The 27,000-nt window shown below is 54.3% G+C and carries 27 protein-coding genes and 1 tRNA gene; 13 read left to right on the plus strand and 15 right to left on the minus strand.

All coding sequences use genetic code 11. From position 1 onward, the window contains the following. Positions 1-57: 57 nt before the first annotated feature. A complete protein-coding gene (locus AC0TOY_RS16910) occupies positions 58-1,752 on the minus strand; it encodes a hypothetical protein (protein ID WP_473722233.1) in 1,695 nt (564 codons plus the stop codon). Then, positions 1,749-3,659 (minus strand): hypothetical protein, encoded by a 1,911-nt coding sequence (locus AC0TOY_RS16915; protein ID WP_473722234.1) that lies wholly within the window; start codon positions 3,657-3,659, stop codon positions 1,749-1,751. The genes AC0TOY_RS16910 and AC0TOY_RS16915 overlap by 4 nt, the downstream gene beginning before the upstream one ends. A 518-nt stretch (positions 3,660-4,177) precedes the next feature. Between AC0TOY_RS16915 and AC0TOY_RS16920 the strand changes: the two genes are divergently transcribed. Then, complete coding sequence (locus AC0TOY_RS16920) at positions 4,178-4,630, plus strand: hypothetical protein (protein ID WP_267217290.1); 453 nt, start codon at positions 4,178-4,180, stop codon at positions 4,628-4,630. 42 nt (positions 4,631-4,672) lie between these two features. Here AC0TOY_RS16920 and AC0TOY_RS16925 read toward each other — a convergent pair. Together AC0TOY_RS16925 and AC0TOY_RS16930 are read right to left on the minus strand one after the other, a co-directional pair. After that, positions 4,673-4,748: transfer RNA gene (locus AC0TOY_RS16925), tRNA-Phe, on the minus strand. 95 nt (positions 4,749-4,843) lie between these two features. Continuing rightward, a complete protein-coding gene (locus AC0TOY_RS16930; RefSeq protein ID WP_262789972.1) occupies positions 4,844-5,557 on the minus strand; it encodes a DUF554 domain-containing protein in 714 nt (237 codons plus the stop codon). Positions 5,558-5,738: 181 nt separating this feature from the next. On the opposite strand from AC0TOY_RS16930, the gene AC0TOY_RS16935 reads away from it, so the two are divergent. Beyond that, the gene (locus AC0TOY_RS16935; RefSeq protein WP_473722237.1) at positions 5,739-7,874 is read left to right on the plus strand and encodes an ornithine decarboxylase; all 2,136 of its coding nucleotides are present in this window, start codon (positions 5,739-5,741) and stop codon (positions 7,872-7,874) included. Between the two features lie 54 nt (positions 7,875-7,928). On the opposite strand, the gene AC0TOY_RS16940 is transcribed toward AC0TOY_RS16935, so the two are convergent. Continuing rightward, the gene (locus tag AC0TOY_RS16940) at positions 7,929-8,621 is read right to left on the minus strand and encodes a response regulator (protein WP_090418633.1); all 693 of its coding nucleotides are present in this window, start codon (positions 8,619-8,621) and stop codon (positions 7,929-7,931) included. Next, a complete protein-coding gene (locus tag AC0TOY_RS16945; protein WP_473722238.1) occupies positions 8,611-10,236 on the minus strand; it encodes an ATP-binding protein in 1,626 nt (541 codons plus the stop codon). Before AC0TOY_RS16945 ends, AC0TOY_RS16940 begins: the two co-directional genes overlap by 11 nt. A gap of 344 nt (positions 10,237-10,580) precedes the next feature. Between AC0TOY_RS16945 and AC0TOY_RS16950 the strand changes: the two genes are divergently transcribed. The 8 genes from AC0TOY_RS16950 to citG are packed head-to-tail and all read left to right on the plus strand — an operon-like array spanning position 10,581 to position 17,889. Continuing rightward, positions 10,581-11,942, plus strand: coding sequence for a 2-hydroxycarboxylate transporter family protein (locus AC0TOY_RS16950; protein ID WP_021242090.1), 1,362 nt, complete (start codon positions 10,581-10,583; stop codon positions 11,940-11,942). Between the two features lie 17 nt (positions 11,943-11,959). Next, a complete protein-coding gene (locus AC0TOY_RS16955) occupies positions 11,960-12,823 on the plus strand; it encodes a fumarylacetoacetate hydrolase family protein (protein WP_045134818.1) in 864 nt (287 codons plus the stop codon). A gap of 10 nt (positions 12,824-12,833) precedes the next feature. Beyond that, on the plus strand, positions 12,834-13,856 hold the full coding sequence (gene citC / locus AC0TOY_RS16960; RefSeq protein WP_473722239.1) for a [citrate (pro-3S)-lyase] ligase: 1,023 nt from the start codon (positions 12,834-12,836) through the stop codon (positions 13,854-13,856). A 16-nt stretch (positions 13,857-13,872) separates the two neighbouring features. Continuing rightward, the gene (gene citD, locus AC0TOY_RS16965; protein WP_090418625.1) at positions 13,873-14,166 is read left to right on the plus strand and encodes a citrate lyase acyl carrier protein; all 294 of its coding nucleotides are present in this window, start codon (positions 13,873-13,875) and stop codon (positions 14,164-14,166) included. Next, on the plus strand, positions 14,163-15,038 hold the full coding sequence (gene citE, locus AC0TOY_RS16970) for a citrate (pro-3S)-lyase subunit beta (RefSeq protein ID WP_473722240.1): 876 nt from the start codon (positions 14,163-14,165) through the stop codon (positions 15,036-15,038). Before citD ends, citE begins: the two co-directional genes overlap by 4 nt. Before the next feature lie 10 nt (positions 15,039-15,048). Continuing rightward, positions 15,049-16,572 carry a citrate lyase subunit alpha gene (citF, locus tag AC0TOY_RS16975; RefSeq protein WP_248272498.1) on the plus strand — a complete coding sequence of 508 codons (1,524 nt, stop codon included), beginning with the start codon at positions 15,049-15,051 and terminating at the stop codon, positions 16,570-16,572. Then, complete coding sequence (citX, locus tag AC0TOY_RS16980) at positions 16,569-17,108, plus strand: citrate lyase holo-[acyl-carrier protein] synthase (RefSeq protein ID WP_024906547.1); 540 nt, start codon at positions 16,569-16,571, stop codon at positions 17,106-17,108. The genes citF and citX overlap by 4 nt, the downstream gene beginning before the upstream one ends. After that, positions 17,086-17,889: a triphosphoribosyl-dephospho-CoA synthase CitG gene (gene citG / locus AC0TOY_RS16985; protein ID WP_473722241.1), complete on the plus strand. Its 804-nt coding sequence runs from the start codon at positions 17,086-17,088 to the stop codon at positions 17,887-17,889. The genes citX and citG overlap by 23 nt, the downstream gene beginning before the upstream one ends. A gap of 80 nt (positions 17,890-17,969) precedes the next feature. On the opposite strand, the gene AC0TOY_RS16990 is transcribed toward citG, so the two are convergent. From AC0TOY_RS16990 to mutY, 4 genes are all read right to left on the minus strand, one after another. Beyond that, positions 17,970-19,226: a nucleoside permease gene (locus AC0TOY_RS16990; protein WP_008499767.1), complete on the minus strand. Its 1,257-nt coding sequence runs from the start codon at positions 19,224-19,226 to the stop codon at positions 17,970-17,972. A gap of 218 nt (positions 19,227-19,444) precedes the next feature. After that, positions 19,445-20,521, minus strand: a complete 1,077-nt coding sequence (mltC, locus tag AC0TOY_RS16995) for a membrane-bound lytic murein transglycosylase MltC (protein WP_024906549.1) — start codon at positions 20,519-20,521, stop codon at positions 19,445-19,447. 56 nt (positions 20,522-20,577) lie between these two features. Then, complete coding sequence (locus AC0TOY_RS17000) at positions 20,578-20,850, minus strand: oxidative damage protection protein (RefSeq protein WP_023309138.1); 273 nt, start codon at positions 20,848-20,850, stop codon at positions 20,578-20,580. Between the two features lie 26 nt (positions 20,851-20,876). Then, the gene (mutY, locus tag AC0TOY_RS17005; RefSeq protein ID WP_473722242.1) at positions 20,877-21,929 is read right to left on the minus strand and encodes an A/G-specific adenine glycosylase; all 1,053 of its coding nucleotides are present in this window, start codon (positions 21,927-21,929) and stop codon (positions 20,877-20,879) included. A 144-nt stretch (positions 21,930-22,073) separates the two neighbouring features. Here mutY and trmB point away from each other — a divergent pair, with 144 nt between their 5' ends. From trmB to AC0TOY_RS17020, 3 genes are read left to right on the plus strand one after another with little or no spacing between them, the layout of a single operon-like run. Next, complete coding sequence (gene trmB, locus AC0TOY_RS17010) at positions 22,074-22,793, plus strand: tRNA (guanosine(46)-N7)-methyltransferase TrmB (protein ID WP_023333355.1); 720 nt, start codon at positions 22,074-22,076, stop codon at positions 22,791-22,793. Next, positions 22,793-23,119 carry a YggL family protein gene (locus AC0TOY_RS17015; RefSeq protein WP_014885198.1) on the plus strand — a complete coding sequence of 109 codons (327 nt, stop codon included), beginning with the start codon at positions 22,793-22,795 and terminating at the stop codon, positions 23,117-23,119. The genes trmB and AC0TOY_RS17015 overlap by 1 nt, the downstream gene beginning before the upstream one ends. A 56-nt stretch (positions 23,120-23,175) precedes the next feature. Continuing rightward, the gene (locus AC0TOY_RS17020; protein ID WP_024906551.1) at positions 23,176-23,892 is read left to right on the plus strand and encodes a YggN family protein; all 717 of its coding nucleotides are present in this window, start codon (positions 23,176-23,178) and stop codon (positions 23,890-23,892) included. 75 nt (positions 23,893-23,967) lie between these two features. Here AC0TOY_RS17020 and AC0TOY_RS17025 read toward each other — a convergent pair whose 3' ends face one another. The 5 genes from AC0TOY_RS17025 to AC0TOY_RS17045 all read right to left on the minus strand — a co-directional run bounded on the left by AC0TOY_RS17025 (position 23,968) and on the right by AC0TOY_RS17045 (position 26,985). Then, entirely contained in the window at positions 23,968-24,330 is a 363-nt protein-coding gene (locus AC0TOY_RS17025; RefSeq protein WP_473722243.1) for an endonuclease domain-containing protein, read from the minus strand. A gap of 63 nt (positions 24,331-24,393) precedes the next feature. Next, positions 24,394-25,536 carry a radical SAM family heme chaperone HemW gene (hemW, locus tag AC0TOY_RS17030; RefSeq protein WP_090418619.1) on the minus strand — a complete coding sequence of 381 codons (1,143 nt, stop codon included), beginning with the start codon at positions 25,534-25,536 and terminating at the stop codon, positions 24,394-24,396. After that, on the minus strand, positions 25,529-26,122 hold the full coding sequence (locus AC0TOY_RS17035) for an XTP/dITP diphosphatase (RefSeq protein WP_473722244.1): 594 nt from the start codon (positions 26,120-26,122) through the stop codon (positions 25,529-25,531). Before AC0TOY_RS17035 ends, hemW begins: the two co-directional genes overlap by 8 nt. Before the next feature lie 3 nt (positions 26,123-26,125). Next, positions 26,126-26,422 carry a DUF167 family protein YggU gene (gene yggU, locus AC0TOY_RS17040; protein ID WP_023309131.1) on the minus strand — a complete coding sequence of 99 codons (297 nt, stop codon included), beginning with the start codon at positions 26,420-26,422 and terminating at the stop codon, positions 26,126-26,128. Continuing rightward, a complete protein-coding gene (locus AC0TOY_RS17045) occupies positions 26,419-26,985 on the minus strand; it encodes a YggT family protein (protein WP_090418613.1) in 567 nt (188 codons plus the stop codon). The genes yggU and AC0TOY_RS17045 overlap by 4 nt, the downstream gene beginning before the upstream one ends. Between the last annotated feature and the right edge of the window lie 15 nt (positions 26,986-27,000).

The raw sequence follows: 27,000 nt of genomic DNA on the forward strand, positions 1-27,000 counted from the left end.
ATGGGCTAAGATAATGCCCATTGGTGAGGAGTGATACAAAACCGAAAACGTAATTTATCACTCTGTTTTATTTTGCATTCCATACCAAAGTACAGCGGGTACAGGAGTTCTAAAATGTCGACAGGCAATCAAATCGAGAATAATCAAACCTGCCTGTATCGCACTTGACTCTTTGAAAATATTATATCTTTCGTTTTCTCGTAGTTCATCCATTCTCTTCTTGTAATCATTCATATTATCCGGAAAAACTATTGGTGCCTCTGTCTCACCAGTGAAGGATTGTGCCTGATGAAAGTAAAGGTGACTATAAAGGTCATTTGTTGGATGCCAGAGCTGAGAGCATATATTTTTATATGATTCTTTTATACCAGTTAATAATGCAAGATATCCTTCTTCTTTTTCCAGTATCACACACCATCCCATTAAAGTGGGGATAATCCATGACATGCTTGTTGTTTTTTCTTTTAAATATGCATCATCGCTATTGCATTCCATACTAATAAGATCGTCAATAGAGTCCGTTGATATTGGATGTTCTCGCCCAATCCGCAGGACGTAATCCAATCTCGAAATTAGTTCTCTAAGCCATGTTTCGACAGCTTCCTTCCTCCCCATCAGCGTAAGAAATATTAATCCGAGAGTAATTTCTATGGCATTCTCATCAAGACGTGGCGAACCAGAGGCGGGATTGTTTATGATTAATGCACATAAGCTATCGGCAACGATATGGGCATTATGAATGTGGACTGTCCCTCCATTACAATCGTTCCTAAGTGCGAGAAAGAAATTATTTAATCCGAGAGTTGCAAGTATACCAATATGTTCAAATACAGTTATATTGACCAACGAACTTTCAGTTGAATATAAAGAAAGAAGATATTTTTCATGGAAATATGGCTGAACTTTGGAGAAATATTCATCTGAAATGTTAATATAATTTTGCCATATAACTTCAAACGCAGGGAAGTATTTTTCTGGGTTTTTTTCAAGATTGATACGATGCCATACCCATAGAAGGCATCGTTCGGATACAAACAACGCTTGTTTCGTGTTGCCATCCTGTATCGCCCAGTAAGCTAAAATATTAGCTGCGAGATAGCAGGTGCGGATAGACTTTTCCAGTTCTGCTTTCTTCATTTCTTTAACTTTTTTCCCGTCATTATCAAGCATCAGGATTCGTAGTAGTAATCGATGGTAATCAACTCGAGAATAATCATTTTCACTAATCAATGATAGAGACTTTCTTAAATCGGTTCTGTCAATATCATTGAATATATGCTCATTTAACATGTATTTTTCAATAAAAGTGGAAAGCTTATCTGCTCCCCAGAAATCAAACTCATGGGACTTATGAACATCAAGATATCCGGCCCAATTTTGATTTATCTCTTCTTTCATATCACCACTAGTGGATAATATTATTTTCTTGGGCAATTTTTTGTGTTTTGGTTGTAAATGATGTCTAAGGTAAACATCAAATACTTCATTTAAACTCTGTCGTATGGACTGTGGCCCGGAATCCCATTCAGCTCTACCAAGATCTTTTTGCTTTATTACAAATATAAATAGTTTTTTTTCTCCATCATCAGGATCTTTACCTATTGCAGCAATGTCAACACCATATTGTCTTGTCCCTGTTTGTGTAGTAAATAGAGGGACGATATTCATTGATAATAATAAATTAGGCAACAACCTGTCGAGTTCATTCCTCTCTTTCAATGTTCGAATATATTGGGAAATTAGTATTTTCATATTGTATCCTTTTTTGCTGTCTTGAGCATTATCGTACGTAATTCATAGCCAACATTGTCCATGACATACCTTCTCGGAAGAGAATAGCTACTCGAAAAAGGGTGCAGATATGATGGTTCACTGTAGCCAGAACCAAAGTCATCATTATAATAAAACGAAGCTACCCCTGCTTTAAGTTGTATACGAGTAGCTATTTTAAATACAAGCGAATCTTCATTTATAGCCTCTTGTGTTTTGGCCATAACTTTATTCCGTTCTTTTTGAAAGGACAGTACATATGCTGAAGGTGGTTCGAATTCTTTTATTCTTGGATGTGTTTTTAGTGAGTTAAGATAGTCTTCCGTACGAACAAGAATTTCATCATATATTTTTAATGTGCGATTTCTTTTATTTCTGATTTTGTTTTTGCAATCTCTTATTACATCTATGACATAGTTTGGATAGTCTAAGGCTATTTCATTTGATATGACAGATAATACAATTTTATCCGCTCTATTATTTGCAGTATCAATATTCAGTAATGATAGTATGGAAGTCATCAAATGTTTCTCATTAGTAATATAACCTAGAGTTCTGCGCACCAAAAAAATTAAATCTCTTTCAGTGAAATCATTAATAATGGGTAGGCTATAACTTAATGAATTACTACTATTATTAACCATTAAATGTTTGGATAGTAATTGTGAAAACTCAGTGATTTTTGGATTGTCATCGATTAGTGCTAATGTGAAAATCTTATTGAGTAATTCATTGGATTTTGTAGTGTGATATAAAAAACTCTCTATCTCCTGAGATTTTCTAACTATAGAACCATTCTTTATCATTAAAAATAAACAATTAATTAGTATTTGGTGTTTGGTTTCATCTTCAGTTAGGGATGATAAAATATGAAATACTAACCCTCTGAGTTCGATATTATCTCCTGAGTTAATACAGATAGTATTTATCCAGTCAGGAAAGTCAGCATGAGATTGTAACTTTTTAGCCGTTGCTATTTTTTGGCAAAGTAATATTATTGCTTTTGTATTTTTATCCTTGAGTAAATCATGGATGACTTGACAAAAATCAGGTATTTTATCTACCGTGTTTACAATTGCTTGTATAGCAGCATTGGAAATTTCTGTAAACGGAGAAGTGATTTTTTCTTTGATGATTGATTTTATTTCATTGTTACGATATTCTATATTATTTACTTCTACAAATCTACTGAGTATCCACAAGGCTTGTGGTGACAAGATAACGTCATTTTCTTCTATGTCATCGAGCAAAATATCAATAGCTGATGTATAGTTTTCTTTTCTTAGTGAAAATAAGGCGATGTTATAGAGGTGAAGAGTTTCTTTTTTTATATCCGAATGAAATGTATTAATTATCTTGTGACATTTTTGAGGGTTATTGGCCAGTCGTTCTCCTAACAATGTAAATATTCCAGAATATTGGTTGTATTTATTGTGAATGGCGGAGAAGAAGTTAAATAAAGTATTTATATCTAGGTTGTTAGAGTGTTTTATAAATTGATCGGCCAGAGACGTAACCTCATATTGGTTACGTTCAGATGAGAGCAGCATTTGCCAAATATTGATTTTATTTTCATATAAACTAAGAAATATGCCAGCGGTTGAACGATCGCCGCGAAAACTCTTACCCCATATGCAAAAAGCAGTCTGTAGTATGATTTTCTCCGCATCGATACAATCACTGTCTATTTCTGAGAAATAATGATGGGAAACATAATGATCTCTGTCTTCATAAGATGAAAAGATTAATTTACCGCCCTTTAGAGAGTAGCCTTCAGATTTCTCTACGTTTAGAAATGAAAGCTCCTGTTCAGTGAGTTCATACTCCAATTCATCTGAGTTTGACAAAAAAAGCTTATAAGCAATATCTTGAACAATATTATCCTTCATTATCATACCTCCAATAAAGGCAGGGTCATGCCTGTAGGGTTTAACTCTATTCTTTATACCAGAAAAATGGGCTTGACCAGCCTTATCAAATCAATATCTGTGTCTTTTACCGCAAGCATAGTTTTGTTTTGTGTGTCGTGGGAGAGGAGATAGATTTGGTTTAATGAACAGGCTGATACCTAGAGAACATGCTTCACCAGTTGCTTTTTTTACTTTCTACGATCTATCTTCCATAACCTCGCTTGCTGCTATTGGCTAATTGCAGTATCTTTTACCCGCACCTGCAAAATCAGGTGTCGGGCTTGACCTCCTGAAAATTGTTACAGGCGACATACGACGCGCCAGCGTCTTTTTTTATGTCGTACGCACGGCTATACCTCAATGGTGGGCCGGGCGGGGGCGTCGAAAGACGCGCCGGTTTCCTGTAACGCCGGTAAGGTCAACCCTGCTCGGTTCCGCCACCCGTGAGATTGACCTCTCCAGTTGCGGAAATATAAACGTTACAGGAGGATGCCACTATGGCTACTATCCCAACCTCGTTTCACCCTTTATTTACCGTTCCCTTCAATCACAAAACTGACTTCACGGAACTCGCGGACAACTGCGAGCGTTTTAGTGAAGCGCTGGTAGAGTGCCATGATCCTGTACAGAAAATGGCGCTGTGCGGACGGCTTTGCGGCTGCCTGGCCTTATTACAACCGACATTGACGGAACCTGTTCCGGAGTGTTTGAAAGAGAGCCTAACGGTGGATGAATTACCACTGCATGTACCTGCTTTTGAAGTGGAAGTGGAGCAGGTGGGGCACTACTGCCAGGTACTGACACAGTTGATAGTGAGTGGGTCTCTGACGGTGGAAACAGAAAGAGTCATCAGTGATTTACTGTATGAACTGGTGGGATATTACGCCGAAACGTTAAAAGCACCGCGTTGGCTAAGAACAAAAGAAGGAAGTATTGAGCTGTTAGATTAGCCCAAAGCAAAAACCCAGCCATAGGCTGGGTTCTTTAAATAGTGGTGCCCGGACTCGGAATCGAACCAAGGACACGGGGATTTTCAATCCCCTGCTCTACCGACTGAGCTATCCGGGCAACGGGGCGCATTAAACCCGATCTGCCCGGTGGCGTCAACGAAAAATGTTGTTTTCGTTACGGACTGCGCAATCTCTCACCATTTCGCCGCATCCTTAAGCGAAAAAGTGCGTCCAGAGCGCGGAGAGCGGCATGGCGAGCAGCAGTGCGGGCAGCATGTTCACCACGGCAAACATCTTGATCCCACAGATGCGCAGCCCGGTAGCCAGCAGCAACAGGCCGCCGACGGCGGTAAAGTCTGCCATCATCGCCGGCGTAGTGAGCGGGAGAATTAACGTGGCGCAGGTAGCCAGTGCCAGCTGGATAAGCAGCATCGGGAAGCAAATCGCCGCCACGGCAATGCCGAGCGTGGTGGCAAAAATAGTGGCGGTGAAGAAATCAAGAAACGCTTTTGCAATCAAAATGCTCGGGTCGCCCGTCATCCCTTCCTGCATCGAACCGAAAATCCCGGTGCCGCTGGCGCAAAACAGAATAATGATGGCGACATAGTTCTGAATAAACGTCTCGTGCGTGCCGTGTTTCGCCTTGCCCGGTCGGGCTATCAGGTTTTTGGCTTTGCTCACCGCGCTGTTAATGCCTTTTTCAAGATAGCAAAACTCGCCAATCAGCGCGCCGAGCAGGGTGGCCAACACCATCACCGGCAGGTTGGCGCATTTGACCACCAACAGAATACCGATCCCTAACGATGCCAGGCCGAATATTGAGGGCATGGAGGTGCGAATACGCTCCGGCAGCCGCTGGCTTAGCACTGCGCCGAGTACCCCGCCCAGCAATACGGCTCCTGCGTTGATAAATGGCCCGATAACCACGCTTAACTCCTGTTATTTAATCATTGATATTGCATTATTATGGCACGTCAGCGCTGCGCGGGCCTTAGCTTTGGGTGGTTTCGTGCATACTGATTCCTTCTTGCACCTCAAAATAAAAGGTGACATTATTGCGCGAATTTTCTCCTCCCTGTCTCACCGTTCGGTGAGGGTAATTGCGCTTATGAAAACCATGAAAATCGCCGTCAGCCGCGAGCTGCTCTCAACTGTGTCTACGCACCGCGAAAAGGTGACGCTGGACAGCACGGATTTCACCGATGTGGCAGCCGTCGTCATGACGACGACAGAGAGTCGCAGCGGCATCCTTGCATTGCTGAAACGCACGGGCTTTCATTTACCGGTGTTTATTTTCTCGCAGGAGCCAACGGAGGTGCCCGATGGCGCCACCGCGGTCATCTCGGGTAAAGCTCAGGAGTTTCTGGAGCTGGAAACTGCTGCCAGCCGTTACGAAGAGAACCTGCTGCCGCCCTTTTTCGACACCCTGAGTCAGTATGTGGAGATGGGCAACAGCACTTTCGCCTGTCCGGGCCACCAGCACGGCGCCTTTTTCAAAAAACACCCGGCAGGGCGGCAGTTCTATGATTTCTTCGGTGAGAACGTATTTCGCGCCGACATGTGCAATGCCGACGTGAAGCTGGGCGATCTGCTGATCCACGAAGGGTCCGCCAAGCATGCGCAAAAATTCGCGGCTAAAGTGTTCAACGCGGATAAAACGTACTTCGTGCTGAACGGGACGTCGGCGGCCAACAAGGTGGTAACTAACGCGCTGCTCACCCGCGGCGATCTGGTGCTGTTTGACCGCAACAACCATAAATCTAACCACCACGGAGCGCTGATCCAGGCGGGTGCCACGCCGGTTTACCTTGAGGCCGCGCGTAACCCGTTTGGCTTTATTGGCGGGATTGACGACCACTGCTTTGATGACGCGTATCTGCGGGATCTGATCCGCGAGACGGCGCCGGAGAAGGCCGACGAGGCGCGTCCGTTCCGCCTGGCGATCATTCAGCTAGGCACCTACGACGGGACGATCTACAACGCCCGTCAGGTGATCGACAAGATCGGCCATCTGTGCGACTACATCCTCTTTGACTCCGCCTGGGTGGGCTACGAGCAATTTATTCCGATGATGGCGGAAACATCCCCGCTGTTGCTGGAGCTGAACGAGAACGATCCGGGGATTTTCGTGACCCAGTCGGTGCACAAACAACAGGCCGGATTCTCGCAAACCTCGCAGATCCATAAAAAGGATAACCACATTCGTGGTCAGGCGCGTTTCTGCCCGCACAAGCGGCTGAACAACGCTTTTATGCTGCATGCCTCCACCAGCCCGTTTTACCCGCTGTTTGCGGCACTGGATGTCAACGCGAAAATACATGAAGGGGAGAGCGGACGCAGGCTGTGGGCGGAGTGCGTCGAGCTGGGCATTGAGGCGCGCAAGGCGATCATCGCCAACTGCCATATGATCAAACCGTTTATCCCACCGGTGGTGGCGGGGCGGCCGTGGCAGGATCATCCGACGCACGCCATCGCCAGCGAGCTGCGCTTCTTCAGCTTCGAGCCGGGGGCCAAATGGCACGGGTTTGAGGGCTATGCAAGCGAGCAGTACTTTGTCGACCCGTGCAAGCTGCTGCTGACCACGCCGGGCATCGATGCCGAGACGGGGGAGTACACCGATTTCGGGATCCCGGCAACGATTCTGGCGCACTACCTGCGTGAAAACGGCATCGTGCCGGAGAAATGCGACCTCAACTCGATCCTGTTCCTGCTGACGCCTGCCGAAAGCAGCGAGAAGCTGGCGCAGCTGGTGGCGATGCTGGGCCAGTTTGAACAGCATATTGAAGACGACACGCCGCTGGCGGACGTGCTGCCGACGATCTTCCAGAAATACCCGGTGCGCTACCGGGATTACACCCTTCGCCAGCTGTGCCAGGAGATGCACGATCTCTACGTCAGCTTTGACGTCAAGGATCTGCAGAAGGCGATGTTCCGCAAGGAGAGCCTGCCGGAGGTGGTGATGAACCCACAGGATGCCAATCAGGCGTATATTCGCGGAGAGGTGGAGCTGGTTCGCATACGGGATGCCGAAGGACGGATTGCTGCCGAAGGGGCGCTGCCCTATCCGCCGGGCGTGCTGTGCGTGGTGCCGGGTGAAGTCTGGGGCGGGGCGGTACAGCGTTACTTCCTGGCGCTGGAGGAGGGGATCAACCTGCTGCCGGGCTTCTCGCCGGAGCTGCAGGGGGTTTACAGCGAGAAGGATGCCGACGGGATCAAGCGGCTGTATGGGTATGTGTTGAGATAGTGCAGGCTGCTGCCCTCACCCTAACCCTCTCCCACAGGGAGAGGGAACCTTTCATCAAACCGCACTACGCTTGTACATCCTCCTCGGATGCCCAATCTTGCCGTACAGCATCTCCACCGTCAGAAAACCCGCCTCCACGCAGTGTTCCAGATAGCGCCGGGTGGTGGTTTTGCTTAATCCCGTTTCGCTCACCACTTCATCCACGGTAAAGCAGTGCGTTGCCTTGTCGTTAAACAGCGACTGCACCCGCGCCAGCGTATTTTCCTCAATGCCCTTGCTGCCGTTGTCCAGGCGGTAGTTTTTCGCCTGTAGCTGATACAGCGAATCCACGTTCTGCTGGTCGACAATCTTCCAGACCCGCTGCTGTTCGGCAAACTGCACAAACCGCTCCAGCGACTGGCTGAGCCGCTTCCAGGAGACGGGTTTGAGGATGTAGTCGAACGCGCCGTTGCGAATCGCCTGGCTGCAGGTGTCCATATCGCTGGCGGCGGTAATAAAAATCACCGAGCAGTTGGCGCGGGCCAGCATGGGGTTATTGATCAACGAGATCCCTTTGCCGTCCGGCAGATAGTTATCCAGCAGCACCAGCTGCGGCTGTTTGTTTGCAAGTTCTGCCTGAGCCGCAGCCAGCGACGAGGCAATGCCCACCAGCCTCAGTCGCGGATGTTTGCTTATCAGCTCCGCGTGCAGTTGCGCCAGCTCGTTCTCGTCTTCAACAATCAGTACGTCGATAAGTTCATGTTGCATAGTCGGTGTCTTCCAGTTGCCGGGCGGTTCCCGTGGCCGGGATAAACAAGGAGAAAATGGCGCCGCGCGGGGTATTATCGGCAACTTCTATCGCGCCGCCAGCCTGTGTGACATAGCTTTCGATCAGATACAGGCCAATCCCATGATCGCCGCGTGTTTTGGTGGTGATGCCGCGTTCAAAGATCCGGTCACGGATCCCCGGTGTAATGCCAACGCCCTGGTCGGCCACTTCAATAATCAGCTCCTGGTCGCTGAGTTTTATCAGCACTTCTACCGGCGCATGGGGAAGCGGCGACCGCTGCGTCGCTTCGATGGCGTTATCCAGCAGGTTGCCAATAATCGAAATCAGCTCTTGCTCCCCTAACGGCAGGAACGGCCTGTCCAGCCGACATGCCGGGTCGAAACTCAGTTCGACGCCTTTCTCCCGCGCGCGGGCGGCTTTGCCCAGCAGCAGGCCACACAGGGTCGGGGAGCTGAAGCGCGAAGAGATAAAGTCCAGCAGCTCCTGGGCATGCTCCGACTGCGCCTGAATGTAGCCAATGGCTTCCTCATAGCGGCCCATATGCAGCAGGCCGGAGAGCGTGGTCATTCGGTTTAACTGCTCATGGCGCATAATACGCAGGTTATCGACATAGCGTTTTACCTGGCTGAGCTGGGCGCTCAGCGAGTCGATTTCGTTGCGATCGCGGAAGGTGATCACCCACCCCTGCAGCGACCCCTCAAGCATGATGTGCACTCGGCTGGCAATCACCGTGAGATCGTTAAAGCGGCAAATCTCGTCATGGGTATCTTTCGCCAGCATCGTCTGCGTGTCGAAGAACGGGACCGGATCGATAACCTGGCTTATCAGCTGCCCGCGCAGCTCCCGGGCCGGCTGGCTCAGACCCAGCAGCTTGCGCGCCGCCTGGTTGATCACTTCAATCCGCCGCCGATCGTCAATGGCAATCACCCCTTCATAAATAGACTCCATCATCGCCTTCTGCTGGCGCACCAGCAGCCCGATTTCTCGCGGCTCAAGAGAGAAGATCTGCTTCTTGATGCTGCGGGTAAAGAACCAGGAGAAGATAAAGAGAGCGATCAGCAGCAGCACGGCGGCAATCAGGATATTGACCACCTTACTGACGGTAATGGTGTCCAGGTAGCTGGTGAGATAGCCGACAGAAACAATGCCGACCACCTGTCCGGCAGCGTTGAAAATGGGGGCCTTACTGCGCAGCGAAATACCCAACCCGCCTTTGCGAATGGTGGTGGTGCTTTTACCCTGCAATACGGCGTCGTTGTCACCGCCTACCAGGGTTGTGCCCACTCTGTCGGCGAAGACGGAGTGAAAAAGATGCTGGCCCTTATTATCGCCAATCACAATAAAGCTGGCGTCACTGTGCGCAGAAATCTTCTGCATAAAATCATGGATGGCGATGATATTCTTCTGTTCAACTTCATGTCGCAATGTTGGAATAAGCGCAATCTCTTCAGCCTGTATTTTGGCGCGCGTGCTCATTTCCTGATAAAGCTGTTTCCCGACATCGGCATAATAATATCCGCCCAGTAACGCAAAAAGCACTGAGAAAAAGGCAACCAGCGAAATAAACAGCTTGATCTGGAAAGAGACTTTCATAACTATCACGCAAGGTAGCGACAAAGATCGCCAATATATCATCTTTTTTCACGCGGGCGCCCGCTTTGCCGAAAACTTGTGATCCCTTGCACAGCGGGCGTTGTAAAAGCATCATCCCAAAGACGGGTGGCCTCTGGCTGCACGAATAAATGTTATTTGTTTGTTCAATTCAGAAAAGAAACCATAAAAACCACGACAATAAATAAGGCATAAATCACATTAAATAAAAGAAACCATTAAAACCATAGCTGCCATTAAAACTTCGCTTTTAATATGTCATTCCTCACATAAAGTAAGCCTTTGTGACTCTAAGCTGAACGCACAAAATAACCAAGGGGCTTATTATGAGCACAACTGACGATTCTTTCTCTGTTACCCACGACCCGATTGAAATTCAGCGGCCTTCGCTTAAAGAGCGCTGGTGGCATATTATGGATACCTGGAAAATCGGGATTATTCCTCTGCCGCTGTTCGTTCTGGCGGGCGCGCTGATCGCCATTGATTGCCTGGGCGGAAAACTGCCGAGCGATATCGTGGTGATGGTGGCGACGCTGGCCTTCTTCGGCTTTGCCTGCGGTGAGTTTGGTAAACGCCTGCCGATTGTCGGCAAGCTCGGCGCGGCGGCGATTTGCGCCACCTTTATCCCTTCCGCGCTGGTCTATTATGGCCTGCTGCCGGACGTGGTGGTCGAGTCCACCACCAAGTTCTACAAATCCACCAACATCCTCTACCTCTATATCTGCTGCATTATTGTCGGCAGCATCATGAGCATGAACCGCACGGTGCTGATTCAGGGCTTCCTGCGCATCTTCTTCCCGATGCTGTGCGGCGAAATCGTCGGCATGCTGGTGGGGATGGGCGTCGGCCTGGCGCTGGGTCTTGAGCCATTCCAGATCTTCTTCTTTATCATCCTGCCAATCATGGCGGGCGGCGTTGGGGAAGGGGCGATCCCGCTTTCCATCGGCTATGCCACCCTGCTGCATATGGATCAGGGCGTGGCGCTCGGTCGCGTGCTGCCGATGGTCATGCTCGGCGGTCTGACGGCGATCATCATCTCCGGCTGCCTGAACCAGCTTGGTAAACGCTACCCGCATCTGACCGGTGAAGGCCAGCTGATGCCTAACCGCGCTAATGCCGATGCCACCGTCTCTCAGCCTGCGTTCTCCGGCAAAGCGGACGTGACCACGATCGCCTCCGGCGCGCTGCTGGCGGTGCTGCTCTACATGCTGGGCATGCTCGGCCACAAGCTGATTGGCCTGCCTGCGCCGGTCGGCATGCTGTTTATGGCGGTGCTGGTGAAGCTCTGCAACGGCGCCTCTCCGCGCCTGCTGGAAGGCTCTCAGGTGGTGTACAAATTCTTCCAGACCTCTGTGACCTACCCGATTCTCTTTGCCGTTGGCGTGGCCATCACCCCATGGCATGAACTGGTGGCCGCCTTCACGCTGACCAACCTGCTGGTGATTATCAGCACCGTCTCCGCGCTGGTGGCGACCGGGTTCTTCGTCGGCAAAAAGATTGGCATGCACCCGATTGATGTCGCCATCGTCTCCTGCTGCCAGAGCGGCCAGGGCGGTACCGGCGACGTGGCGATCCTGACCGCAGGCAACCGCATGAGCCTGATGCCGTTCGCCCAGATTGCTACCCGTATCGGCGGGGCGATTAACGTCTCCATCTCACTGCTGATTCTGGGCAACTTCCTCGTTTAAGTTTTCAGGAAAGAACAATGAAACTCGCAAGCTTTTTATACCAGGGAAAACGCAGCTACGGCATCGTGCAGGCCGACGGCGTGATTGATTTAGGCCGCCGTCTGGGCGACCGCTACAGCGACCTCAAGGCGCTGCTGCAGGGCAACGGGCTGGCGCAGGCCACCCGCTACCTGAACGATGCCGTGGACGTGCCGATGAGCGCCATCACCTTCTTACCGGTGATTGAGCAGCCGGAAAAAATCCTCTGCGTGGGCATGAACTACGCCGACAAGCGCAAGGAGTTTGACCAGCACAACCCGGCCCCGACGCTGTTTGTCCGCTTCCCGGATTCACAGACCGGCCACAACGAGCCAGTGCTGAAGCCGCGCCACTCCAGCGAATTCGACTACGAAGGCGAACTGGCGGTGATCATCGGTAAAGGCGGGGAGAACATCAGCCGCGACGACGCCCTGCGCCACGTGGCGGGCTACAGCTGCTACATGGACGGCTCCGCCCGCGACTGGCAGCACACCTGGTTCACCGCCGGTAAAAACTGGCGTCAGACCGGCGCGTTTGGTCCGTGGATGGCGACGGCGGATGAGATCCCCGATCCGCACCAACTGGCGATTCGCACCTGGCTGAACGGCCGCATGGTGCAGGAAGACAACACCAGCAGCATGATCCACAAGGTTGCGGAGCTGATCGAGTACATCAGCACCTTCACCCGCTTAAGTCCTGGCGATGTGATCATTACCGGATCCCCAGGCGGGGTGGGTAAAAAGCGTAACCCGCCGCTGTTTATGAAAGAGGGCGATCGCATTGAGGTGGAGATCGAGCATATCGGTCATCTGAGCAACGTGATCGTGGAAGCGCCAGCCGTCGGGCTTGCGGCGGCACACTGAGTAAGGCGGCATGAACAGTCAACCCATCGATTTTCGCCACACGCTGGTGGCGAAACATCCGGAACGCTTAAGTCAGATCCGTTATCTGCTGGCAGACAGCGGCCTTGGCCTGGACAACGACATCACGCTGTTCGTCGAAGCCTGGTCCGGCTCGCAGCTGGTGGGTTGCGCAGGGCTTGCCGCCAACGTCATCAAGTGCGTGGCGGTTAACGAGCAGCTTCGCGGCGAGAACCTCAGCGCGCGGCTGCTGGCAGAGGTGGAACATGCGGCGCTGGAGCGCGGCCATTTTCACCTCTTCCTCTGCACCCGTCCGTGCAACCGGGAGCGTTTTGCCCGCAGCGGCTTCTGGCCGATTGCCCAGAGCGGGAACAACGCCGTGCTGATGGAGAACACCCCGCAGGGGATCGAGCGCTACTGCCGCTCTCTGCGCGCGAACCGCAGGTGCGGGGAGAAGATTGGCGCCATCGTGATGAACGCCAATCCGTTCACCCTCGGCCACCGCCATCTGGTGGAGCAGGCGGCGGCGCAGTGCGACGCCCTGCACCTGTTCGTGGTGCGCGAAGACGCGTCGTTCTTCCCGTTCAGCGCGCGCCTCGAGATGGTGCGCGCGGGCGTGGCGCATCTGCCCAACGTCGTGGTGCATGAAGGCTCACAGTACATCATATCTCGTGCCACGTTTCCGGCCTACTTCCTGAAGGAGACCGGCAAAGTGCAGCAGGCGTGGAGCGAGATCGACGTGCTGATCTTCCGGGACTTTATCGCCCCGGCGCTCGGCATCACGCACCGCTTCATCGGCTCGGAGCCGTTCTGCGATATCACCCGCCAGTACAACCAGACGCTGCACGACCTGCTGGCCTCGCATATCGAGGTGGTGGAGATGCCGCGCATCAAGGCCACCGGCGACGCCATATCGGCGTCCGAAGTGCGCCGATTACTGAAGACACAGCAGTTTTCCCGGATCCGGGAGATTGTCCCGGACTCCACCTTCGCGCATCTCGAAACGCATTACCGTGCGAGTGCGGAAGTCGCTTAACTACCAGGAATTTATCATGAAAATTGTAAGGGAGGCGCTGGCCGGAACGCAGGAGTCCAGCGACCTGATGGTGAAAATCGCTCCCGCTCACGGCGAGCTGGAGATCGTCATCCACAGCGAAGTGATTAAGCAGTTTGGCGAGCAGATTCGCCAGGTGGTCAACGACACGTTGCGCGCCATGAACGTGCACCAGGGATTAATCATTATTGAAGACAAAGGGGCGCTGGACTGTGTGATCCGCGCCCGCCTGCAAAGCGCGCTGATGCGTGCCGCCGACGAACAGACCATCAACTGGGGGGCGCTGAAATGAGCAAACTCCGCCGCAGTATGCTGTTCCTGCCGGGCGCCAACGCCGCCATGCTCTCCACCGCCTTTATCTACCGTCCCGACTCCATCATGTTTGACCTTGAGGACGCCGTTGCCCTGCGCGAGAAGGATACCGCGCGCATGCTGGTGTTTCACGCGCTGCAGCACCCGATGTATCAGGATATCGAAACCGTGGTGCGCATTAACCCGCTCAGCACGCCGTTTGGCCTGTTGGATCTGGAGGCCGCCGTGCGGGCCGGCGTGGACGTGATCCGCCTGCCGAAAACCGACACGCCGGACGACATCTACGAGCTGGAGGGCCACCTTGAGCGTATCGAGCGCGAGTGCGGCCGCGAGGTCGGCTCCACCCGCGTGATGGCGGCGATTGAGTCGGCCATTGGCGTCATCAACGCCGTGGCGATTGCCCGCAGCTCTCCGCGCCTCATCGGCATCGCGCTGGCCGCCTTTGACTACGTGATGGACATGCAGACCGAGCGCGGCGACGGCACCGAGCTGTTCTACGCCCGCTGCGCCGTGCTGCACGCCGCCCGCGCTGCCGGTATCGACGCCTTCGACGTGGTGTGGTCAGACGTTAACGACGAGGCCGGTTTCCTGCGCGAGGTCGATCTGATCCGCAAGATGGGCTTCAACGGCAAATCGCTGATCAACCCGCGTCAGATTGACCTGCTGCACAACGCCTACGCCCCGACGCAGGAAGAGGTGGATTACGCCAGAAGGGTGATTGAGGCGGCAGAAGAGGGCGAGCGTAACGGCCTGGGCGTGGTGTCGCTCAACGGCAAAATGGTGGATGCACCGATTATTAACCACGCGCAGGTGGTGCTGGAGCGCGCGGCAGCCTCCGGCGTGCGTCGGTAAGGATGAGATGATGAATCAGACTGAACTTCTTCACGTGAATTTTCCCCATCTGCGGGACTTAAAACCCTTCGATACCGCCCACAGCGCCACGCCGTGGCTGGCGGACAGCGATGCGAAGCACAGCCGTAAGCTCTGCGCCTCTGTTGAAGAGGCGGTTAAGCGCTGCGGCCTGCAGGACGGGATGACTATCTCCTTCCACCATGCGTTTCGCGAAGGCGACCGGGTGATCAACACCGTCGTGGCGCTGCTGGCGCGGATGGGCTTCAAAAACCTGACGCTTGCCTCCAGCTCGCTGATGACCTGCAACGATGCGCTGATCGAGCATATCGAAAGCGGCGTCATCACCCGGATTTACACCTCCGGCATGCGCGGCAGGCTGGCGGACGCCATCTCCCACGGGTTGATGGACGAGCCGGTGCAAATTCACTCCCACGGCGGGCGCGTGAAGCTGCTCCAGGACGGCGAGCTGAATATCGACGTGGCGTTTCTCGGCGTGCCGTGCAGCGATGAGTTTGGCAACGCCAACGGCACGCACGGCAAATCGTGCTGCGGTTCCCTGGGCTATGCGATGGTGGACGCCCACTTTGCCCGCAAGGTGGTGCTGCTGACTGAAGAGCTGGTGCCGTTCCCCAATATGCCCGCCAGCCTGGTGCAGGACCAGGTGGACTACATTGTGCAGGTTGAAAGCGTGGGCGACCCGGCGAAAATCAGCGTCGGCGCGGCGCGCGTCACCAGCAACCCGCGCGAGCTGATGATCGCCCGCTATGCGGCGGACGTCATTGAACACTCCGGCTACTTCAAACCAGGCTTCTCGATGCAGACCGGCTCCGGCGCGGCGGCCACGGCCTGCACCCGCTTTATGGAAGAGAAGATGGAGCGCAGCGGCGTGAAGGCGCGCTTTGCGCTCGGCGGCATCACCGGCAGCCTGGTGGATCTGCACGAGAAGGGGCTCATCGAAAAGCTGCTCGATACCCAGTGCTTTGACGGCCAGGCGGCGGCCTCGCTGGCGCGTAACCCGAACCACGTGGAGATCTCCACCAACGTTTACGCTAACCCAGGCAGCAAGGCGGCAAGCTGCGACCAGCTCGACGTGGTGATCCTCAGCGCGCTGGAAATCGACGTCGAGTTCAACGTCAACGTCATCACCGGATCCGACGGCGTGATGCGCGGCGCGTCCGGCGGGCACTGCGACGTGGCCGCCGCGGCGAACCTGACCATCGTCGTTGCGCCGCTGCTGCGTAGCCGCATTCCGACGGTGGTGAAGCGGGTTACCACGCGCCTCACGCCGGGCGAAAGCATCGACGTGCTGGTTACCGATCACGGCATCGCGGTCAACCCGGCGCGCCCGGAGATCCGCGAGCGGCTGCTGGAAGCCGGGCTAAAGGTTGTGGATATCAACGCGCTGTATGAGCGGGCGATCTCCCTGACCGGCGTCCCGAAACCGATTGAGTTTACCGACAAAATCGTCGGGGTGATCCGCTACCGCGACGGCAGGGTGATCGACACCGTGCGACAGGTGAAGGAGGAAGTATGACTTTAGCGACACCCGTGCGGGCGGGTGTCAGCCTTGACGAACTGCTGGCGGCGAAAGAGCGCCGCGCAGCGCGCCAGGCTGACATGCTTGAGCACTATCAACAACCGGTGATTTCCCTCACGCTGGTCACGCCTGGGGAAATCAAGGACAGCCTGCGCTATCGCAATACCATGGGCGTGGCGCTGCAGATGTGCGACCAGCTCCTGTGGGAGAACCGCTGGCAGGTGCTGGATCGCCAGGTACTGTGGCTCCCGACGGGACCTGAAGCCCTCTGGTGCGTGGCCCATCCGGCGGTGGAAATCAAAGCGCACTGTACGGATCTGGAGCAGACGCACCCGCTCGGCAGGCTGTGGGATCTGGACGTGATCTGCCCTCAGCATGGCCACGTCGGGCGTCAGTCGCTGGGGGCGAATCTCAGGCGCTGCCTGATCTGCGACGCGCCCGCCCACGCCTGTTCCCGTTCGCGCAACCACCCCGTTGAGCAGGTGGTTTCCCGCGTGGAGAAGACGATCGATGACTGGTTTGCTCGCGACTAAACCGCGCCCGGCTGACGTGCCTGCGTTTGCCGAAGCGGCGCTGTGGCAGGAGCTGGATCTCACGCCCAAGCCGGGGCTGGTGGATAAGCTCAACAACGGTTCCCATCGCGATATGGACCACGCGCTGTTTGTCCGCAGCATTGCGGCGATTACGCCATGGTTTTCGCGCTTTGCCGAGCTGGGCAGCGCGCATGCGGATAAACCTGCTGCCGAACAGTTAAGGATTATCCGCCCGATGGGGATGGCCTGCGAGCAGGCGATGTATGCCGCGACGAACGGGGTGAACACCCACAAAGGCGGGATTTTTGCCCTGGGTTTACTGTGCTTCGCCGCCGGGCGTGTGAAAAATATCTCCGCAGAGAGCCTCTGTTGTGAGGTGAGTAACATCTGCAGCGGGCTGGTATCGCGGGAGCTGGCCGCACGCAGCGGACAGGCGACGGCGGGCGAGCGACAGTTCCAGCAGTACGGCTTAACCGGCGCGCGCGGTGAGGCGGAGAGCGGCTTTGCGACGGTGCGTAAGGCGCTGGCGCAGTGGAATGGACATTCACTTCACGGCCTGCTGTTACGCCTGATGGCCGTCAATCAGGACAGCAATCTGGTATCTCGCGGCGGCATGGAAGGGCTGCGCTACGTTCAGGGCTACGCGCGGGAACTGCTGGCTAACGGCTGGGACCGCGAGGCGTTGATCAGAATGGATAACGCACTGATTGAACTTAACCTGAGCCCGGGCGGCAGCGCGGATTTACTGTCGGTGGGGTGGGTGCTGTCTGGAATAAAATAGCCGGGTGGCGGCTTCGCCTTACCCGGCCTACGGTCTGGTTTTGTAGGCCCGGTAAGCGTTAGCGGCACCGGGCACAACAATCAATGCGCGATCGGCTGCGCACCGTGTGGTTCACGCACGTGCTTGTACTTGAACAGCGCGATGAACGCGAAGAACAGCACCAGCGAGTACGCCGCGAAGATCAGCCACACCGGCTGCCAGTTGGTGATGCCGTTGGTGGTGTACATCTCAACCACTTTACCGCTCACCACGCCGCCCAGAATACAGCCGAAGCCGTTGGTCATCATCAGGAACATACCCTGCGCACTGGCGCGGATTTCAGGCTTCACTTCTTTTTCCACAAACACCGAACCGGAGATGTTGAAGAAGTCGAAGGCGCAGCCGTAAACAATCATCGACAGCACCAGCAGCACGGTGCCGAACGGGCTTGGGTCGCCGTAGGCGAACAGACCGAAGCGCAACATCCACGCCGCGATACTGATCAGCATGACGTTCTTGATGCCGTAGCGGCTCAGGAAGAACGGAATGGTCAGGATGAACAGCGTCTCAGAGATCTGAGAGATGGACATCATCACCGACGCATGTTCAACGATAAAGCTGCCGGAGAACAGCGGGTTGTTATCGAAGCTGTGCAGGAAGGTGTTGCCGAACATGTTGGTGATCTGCAGCTCCGCGCCCAGCAGCATGGAGAAGATAAAGAAGATCGCCATGCGTTTGTTTTTGAACAGCGCGAAGGCATCCAGGCCGAGCATGGTGCTCCAGCTCTGGTTTTTCTGCTGGTTAGACACCGGAATGGTTGGCAGCGTCAGGGTGAAGATCGCCAGCAGCACGGAGAGCGCCGCACCGATATAGAGCTGCATATGGCTCAGTTCGAAGCCCGCGAAGCTCACGCCCCACATCGCCATGATAAAGCCGATGGTGCCCCAGATACGGATTGGCGGGAAATCGGTCACGATATCCATATCCGCGGATTTCAGACGGTAGTAGGAGATGGTGTTGATCAGCCCAAGCGTTGGCATATAGGCCAGCGAGTTAAGCAGGATCACCATGAACATTGCCCCCGGCGTGGTCACCTGAGCCGCCATAAACAGCGTCCCCGCGCCCACCAGATGGCAAAGCATGTACAGCCACTTGGCGCTTAGCCATTTATCCGCCACGATCCCCAGCAGCGTCGGCATGAAGACCGCCGCAATACCGAGCGAGCTGTATACGGCACCGATTGACGCACCATCGAACTTGAGCGTCACAAACATATAGGAGCCGAGTGTAGTCAGCCAGCTACCCCACAGGCAGAACTGCAGAAACGACAATATTTTAAGCTGCAGCTTAAGGTTCATGTTACTTTCCTCACAAGTGAGCGGGAGATATGTTGTTATAGGAACATTCAGGGTTGTTATTTGATGCAATTCTATCAGTTGGCAACGATATGTTTTGTTACCTCCCGCAAAAAAATGCAATCCACATTAATTTGCAGTTTGGATTGTGATGCAAATAACATTTTCGTATGGGTGGGGGGAAGCAGAACACCTTCTCCTGCAAGGAGAAGGTGTGCCGATCACCGACGACGATAGTTTTTCTGCGCGGTATTCACCTTATACAGGTACCGGCGGGATTCCGCAGAAGGGTGGCGGGTGGTGAGGGTGGAGTAAACATCCCCCGGCGCCATGCTGTTGATGATGTTCGCAGCCTGCACTTTGTCATTCGAGAAGACGCGCAGCACGCTGCCCGCGCCGCCGTTATAGGCGGTGATCACCGCATAGCGGCGCGACGTTGGGTTATCAATTCCGCCCAGATACACATTGTTCAGCATCGCCAGATAGGCGGTACCGGTATCAATGTTGCTCTGCGGGTCGAACAGATAGCTGCGGCTCGGCGTGCCGGATTTCCCCTGCGCGCGGAAGACGTCTTTCCCGGCGCTGTGCTGCACCACCTGCATCAGCCCCAGGGCGTCGGAACGGCTTACCGCATACGGGTTAAACGAGGATTCGGTCTGCATAATCGCCAGGATCAGCGACTCATCCACGCCGTACTTACGTGAGGCCTGACGCACCATCCCAATGTACTTATGCGCACGCTTGTCGAGGTGGTTCGGGACGAGGTTGATGGTGACGCTGTAGATAATCTTCAGACCGTTAGAGCGGCTTTTCAGGCGCGTCTGCAGCAGGTAGTCGGCAAATTTCGTGGCGCGACCTTCCCAGCGGATCGGCTGGCCGGTCTGATCGACAACCTGGCCGTACAGGAACGGCTCTTTCGAGATCGTAATATCGTCGGCATCGGAGTAGAGATCGATAGATCCCGGATCGTCACCCATCAGCAGGGTTTTGATAATGGCCTGACGTAAGCGCGCTGCAGGGTCAGTGCCTGCAATGGTCTCAATCGTGATCGTACCCTCATCAAAGTTGATGTGGCTACGGGTCAAATAGGCGTCGGTGTACTTAACGTAGTCCTTGGGTCCGGCAATAAGAACTTCGTTAAATCCCCATATGTTCTCGATGTTGTGGGCAAACTGCCCCATCAAAATGTCAAAACCGTTGGTGTCCTTGATCCAGGCTTCGTTGTAATCTTCGCCTTTTTTTGACGAACACGAGACAAGCAACGGCGCAACAAGGGCTAGCGCTAAAAGTTTTTTCATCATTCCGGGAGTGCGTGTTGTGTTTGCTTTAACGGCGGGGTTTCCCCCGCACGCTGTTATTTTTCCGGTGGCGTATAGCCTTCGATGTGTACGTCTTTACCTTCGAACAGGAAGCTCACCATCTCCTGCTCCAGCAGCTTGCGGTGTTCCGGGTTCATCATGCTGAGTTTCTTCTCGTTAATCAGCATGGTCTGCTTTTTCTGCCACTGTCCCCAGGCTTCTTTGGAGATTTCATTGTAGATGCGTTTACCCAGGTCGCCCGGATAAAGCTGGAAATCCTGGCCCTCAGCGTCACGCTGCAGGAAAGTACAAAAAATCGTTCTGGCCATACTCATTCCTCTTTTTCTTGTCGATGCTAAACCATTGCACCGGCACGTAATTGCTGTAACAGGCGCTCCACGGGAGCCGCCAGTCCGACTGATGGCGGTTGCGCTAAGTTATACCAGAGAGCGGTGCCTTCATCCATGCACGAGGCAAATGACGACACGGGAAGCCACATGGGTACAATATCCAGGTGGAAATGGCTGAAGGTATGGCGAAACGCGGTCAGCTGCGTCAGGTTATCGGCAGCAATCCCACGCTTTTTAAGCCATTCACGCAGCAAGTCTTCATCTTCAAACTGTGGGAAGCAGTATAGACCACCCCACAGGCCGCTCGGCGGACGCTGGGCCAGGAAGACCTCGTCGCCGTGCTGCATCAGCAGCATATAGCCGGCGCGCTCCGGCAGCGTCTGTTTGGGTTTCTTACCCGGATACTGCGCCCAGGAATGGTTGGCATACGCCACGCAGAGATTTTTCACCGGGCAGAGTTCGCATTTTGGTTTTGAGCGCGTGCAGACCATGGCACCGAGATCCATCATCGCCTGGTTGAAACGCTCGACGCCGTTGGCCGGGGTGACCGCTTCACTAATTTCCCAAAGACGTTTTTCAACGTCCTTTTTCCCCGGCCAGCCGTCGACGGCGTAGCAGCGTGCCAGCACGCGCTTTACGTTGCCGTCGAGGATCGGGAAATGCTTGCCTAACGACAGGGAAAGAATCGCACCTGCGGTTGAGCGTCCGACGCCGGGGAGATCGGCCACCTCGTCGAAGGTTTCCGGGAATTTCCCGTTGTGGCGCGTCGCGACCTGCTGTGCGGCCTTGTGAAGGTTACGCGCGCGGGCGTAATAGCCAAGACCGGTCCACAGGTGCAGGACCTCGTCCAGCGGGGCGTTGGCCAGATCGGTCACCGTCGGGAAGCGCGCCATAAAACGCTCGAAGTAAGGGATCACCGTGGCGACCTGCGTTTGTTGCAACATCACCTCGGAGAGCCATACTTTGTAAGGCGTTTTTTCAATTTGCCAGGGCAGGGTTTTACGCCCGTATTTGTCGTACCAGTCCAGCACCTGGGCTGAAAATTGAGAGGCTTGCATGGTCATCGATTCGCATAATCAGGGACGCAGATTGCAGCACAGCGTCAATCTGCTGTAAACCGGATCTTTCCCATGCTTGCATAGAAGCCTTAACTTTGGATAATGCCCGTTTCCCGAACATTCTCACAAGCAGACAACTCTTTTATGAAAAACGACGTCATTTCACCGGAATTTGATGAAAACGGTCGCCCGCTGCGCCGTATTCGCAGCTTTGTCCGTCGTCAGGGCCGCCTGACAAAAGGTCAGCAACACGCGCTGGACAACTACTGGCCGGTGATGGGCGTTGAGTTCAGCGAGCAGCCTCTGGACTTTACTGAACTGTTCGGCCGCGAAGCACCCGTCACGCTGGAGATCGGTTTTGGTATGGGCACCTCGCTGGTGACCATGGCGAAAGCCCGCCCGGAGCAGAACTTCCTCGGTATTGAAGTCCACTCCCCGGGCGTGGGTGCATGCCTGGCAACGGCCCATGAAGAGGGCGTTGAGAACCTGCGCGTGATGTGTCACGACGCGGTGGAAGTGCTGCACAAAATGATTCCTGACAATTCTTTAACCATGGTTCAGCTCTTTTTCCCTGACCCGTGGCACAAAGCACGTCATAATAAACGCCGTATCGTTCAGGCACCGTTTGCCGAGCTAGTGAAAAGCAAGCTGAAGCTGGGCGGTGTCTTCCATATGGCGACCGACTGGGAACCGTATGCGGAACATATGCTGGAAGTGATGTCGTCGCTGGACGGTTACAAAAACCAGTCTGCGAGCAACGACTATGTACCGCGTCCGGAATCGCGTCCGGTAACGAAATTTGAACAGCGTGGCCATCGTCTTGGTCACGGTGTATGGGACTTAATGTTCGAGAGGGTGAAATAATGGCAAAGAATCGTAGCCGTCGTCTGCGTAAAAAGATGCACATCGAAGAATTCCAGGAAGTGGGCTTCTCCGTTGCGTGGCGTTTCCCGGAAGGCACCAGTGTAGAACAGATCGATCAGGACGTGGATGCGTTCATCAACGACGTGATTGAGCCAAACAAGCTGGCCTTCGACGGTAGCGGCTACCTGGCATGGGAAGGTCTGATCTGCACCCAGGAAGTGGGTAAATGCACCGAAGAACATCAGGCGCTGGTGCGTAAATGGCTTGAGGACCACAAGCTGGAAGATGTCCGCGTCAGCGAACTTTTCGACGTTTGGTGGGACTAATAAAGAAGTCAGGGGCCAGCATTAGCTGGCCCATTTTGTCTGAGGGAGTGTTTAAGATGCGCAAAACGTTGCTGGCTGTTGCTTTGATGGCAACTGGATTCACCGCCCATGCGGATTATCAGTGTAGCGTCACCCCGCGTGATGACGTGGTGTTAAGCCCGCAAACCGTGCAGGTCAAAGGCGAGAACGGCAATCTGGTGATTACGCCGCAGGGGAACGTCACCTTTAACGGCAAGCAGTACAACCTGACTGCCGCACAGCGTGAGCAGGCGAAAGACTATCAGGCCGATTTGCGTACCGCGCTGCCGTGGATTAATGAAGGTGCCCTGACGCGCGTCGAAAAGAGCCGCGTGGCGCTGGATAAGATCATCACTAAAGAGGTGGGGGAGAGCAGCAATATGCGCACCCGCCTGACGAAGCTTGATAAGCAGCTTAAAGAACAGATGAACCGGATTATCGAGACGCGTTCCGACGGCCTGACTTTCCACTACAAGGCGATTGATCAGGTCCGTGCCGACGGGCAGCAGCTGGTGAACCAGGCGATGGGCGGCATCCTGCAGGACAGCATCAACGAGATGGGCGCCAAAGCGGTGCTGAAAGGCGGCGGTAACCCGCTGCAGGGCGTGCTGGGCAGTCTGGGCGGCCTGCAAACCTCTATTCAGAACGAGTGGAAGAACCAGGAAGATGATTTCCAGCAGTTCGGCAAAGACGTGTGTAAACGCGTGGTGTCGCTGGAAGATAGCCGGAAGGCGCTGGTGGGGACGCTGAAGTAAGATCTCTGCGCGCTGGGCCCCTCACCCTAACCCTCTCCCCAAAGGGGCGAGGGGATGGTTTACTCCCTCTCCCTTTCAGGGAGAGGGCCGGGGTGAGGGTTGCAGCATTTGCAGTGTCTCAAGGATCTTTTCTAAAACCACCTCTTCGTTATCCCAGAGTTCGTTATTCCAAAATCGAATGACATGCCAACCTTTCTTGTTAAGCCAGCACGTTCTTTGACGATCGTATTCCTGATTTTCATCATGCTGTCCGCCATCCAGCTCAACTGCCAGACGTGCTTCGCAGCAGGCGAAATCGAGTATGTAATTTCCTGCCGGATGCTGGCGGCGAAATTTATAATTTTCGAAACGGCGGCTGCGCAGTAGATACCAAAGTCGCCTTTCTTCCGTTGTCAGCTCGCGTCTGAGCTGTTTTGCATATGAACGAGTAATTTCCATCCCCGCACTCTGCCAGCCTTTCCCTCAGCCGGCAGAACGGGATGCAAAATCCTGAATCAGCCTTCAGGATTCTTCGGCGAGGAACAGCTCAAGAAGGGAGTTTAAGAACAGTTTGCCGTGCTCGGTGATCTGCCAGTATTCATCACACTCGGTGAGATACCCCTGGGCCAGCGCCTCGTCGATTTGCGGGCGAATCACCGACTCCGGCAGCCCGGTGTAACGTGTAAATTCCGCGCGCGGCGCGGCCTCCAGCAGGCGGAAGCGGTTCATAAAGAACTCAAACGGCTTATCCGCCGCCTCGACGTCGTGCTGACGCTCCAGGTAGCGGCCTTCCATATACCCGCGCGGGTGGCGGGTTTTGGCGGTACGCAGAATGCGCCCGTCCGGGAAGGTCACCTTGCCGTGCGCGCCGCAGCCAATCCCGAGATAGTCGCCAAAGCGCCAGTAGTTCAGGTTGTGCTGACACTGGTAGCCCGGCTTCGCGTACGCGGACGTTTCGTACTGCTGATAGCCCGCAGCGGTTAACAACTGGTGACCTTGCTCGAAGATATCCCACAGCGCGTCGTCGTCCGGCAGCACCGGCGGGCGGGAACCGAACAGCGTGTTTGGCTCGATGGTGAGCTGGTACCACGACAGGTGCGGCGGGTTCAGTGCAATGGCCTGGCGCAGGTCGTCCAGCGCCTCGTCCAGCGACTGATCCGGCAGGCCGTGCATCAAATCGAGGTTGAAGCTGCGAAGATTAAGCCCGGTCGCCAGGTTTGCCGCGCGCTTCGCCTCTTCCGGGCCGTGAATGCGCCCCAGACGTTTTAGCTTCGGTTCGCTAAAGCTCTGCACGCCGATGGAGATGCGGTTTACGCCCGCGCGCTGATAGTCGACAAAACGGTCGGCCTCAACGGTGCCGGGGTTGGCTTCCATCGTAATTTCAGCATCCGCCGCCAGGTTCAGGCGCGCACGCACGCCGTCCAGCAGCGTCTGCATCGCCGGGCCTGAAAGCAGGCTCGGCGTACCGCCACCAATGAAAATGGTCTTAACTTCACGTCCCTGTGCGTAAGGTACATCGGCGTCCAGGTCGGCCAGCAGATGCGCAACGTAATCATCGTGCGGCACTTCGCCCTTCAGCGCGTGCGAGTTGAAATCGCAGTACGGGCATTTCTGCACGCACCACGGGATGTGAATATAAAGACTCAGAGGCGGCAAATTAGCCATTACGCAGTGCTTCCAGTAACAGTTTCAGCGCGCGTCCACGGTGGGAAATCGCGCTTTTCTCTTCGCGGGTCAGTTCCGCAGCGGTTTTGCCCTCGGAAGGGACAAAGAAAATCGGGTCGTAGCCAAAGCCGCCGTTGCCAGCCGCTTCACGGGTAATCACGCCCGGCCAGCTGCCGTGGCAGACGATAGGCGTAGGGTCTTCCGCGTGACGCATATAAACCAGTACGCAGTGGAACTGCGCGGTACGCTGTTCGTCCGGTACGTCTTTCAGGGCGACAAGCAGCTTTTCGAGATTCTGCTGGTCGGTGGCGTCAGCGCCGGAGTAGCGCGCGGAGTAAATCCCCGGCGCACCGCCGAGAAAATCCACGGCCAGGCCGGAGTCGTCGGCAATCGCGGGCAGGCCCGTAATCTGCGCGGCGTGGCGCGCTTTCAGGATCGCGTTTTCGATAAACGTCAGCCCCGTCTCTTCGGCGGAATCCACGCCAAGATCGGTCTGGGCGACCACGTCCAGCCCAAAATCATTTAATAGCGAGGCCAGCTCGCGCACTTTACCAGCGTTGCCGGTCGCGAGAACAACTTTCTGCATGGTTTAGTCCTGTTCTTTCAGTGCCGCGACTTCCGTCGGGATAGATTGTGGATTAAGGATTTTTACCTGTTTATGTCGCCCAAGTTCACCTTTTTCAATGATGACCTGGCTTTTGGCGACGCGAAACTGTTTTGCCAGATATTTAGTCAGATGCGCGTTCGCCTGGCCGTCAACCGGCGGGGCGGTGATGGCGACTTTTAACTCGTCGCCATGCAGCCCAACAATACCGTCACGGCTGGCTTTTGGCTGAATATACAGCCGCAAGACCAGCCCGTCAGCGCAGGTGCTTACTGCACTCATGGCGCCATCCACAGCCCCGGCAGCAGCATATTGCCCGTGGACTGTAACAGCTCAGCGATCCCCATGTTGACCACATAGAGCAGCAGAACCAGGATCATCGGGGAAAAATCGATGCCGCCCATAGACGGAAGCAGGTTACGGATTGGACGCAGCAGCGGCTCTGCCAGCTGAATCAAAGCATACTCCACCGGGCTACGCCCCTGGCTGACCCAGCTCATGATGGCCATCACCAGCAGCACCCAGAAAATAAGCAGACCGATGGTTTTGACCAGAATCAGGACCGCAGCAATCCAGATAATCGGCTGGAAGGTGATGACCATAAACAGCACGATCGCTTTGATAACGCTCAGAATAAACGCCACCAGCAGAGACGAACTGTCGATGGGGCCCATGGCCGGGATAATACGGCGCAATGGTCCGACAACAGGCTGCGTGATTTTCACGACAAACTGCGAGAACGGATTGTAAAAGTCACAGCGGGCCCACTGCATCCAGACGCGCAGCAAAAGCGCCATCGTATACAGCTCAAGCACAGTTGAGAGCAGGAAAGTCAACGTCTTCATGGCGTTCCTCAGGTT

The organism is Enterobacter sp. PL_is379 (assembly GCF_055817355.1).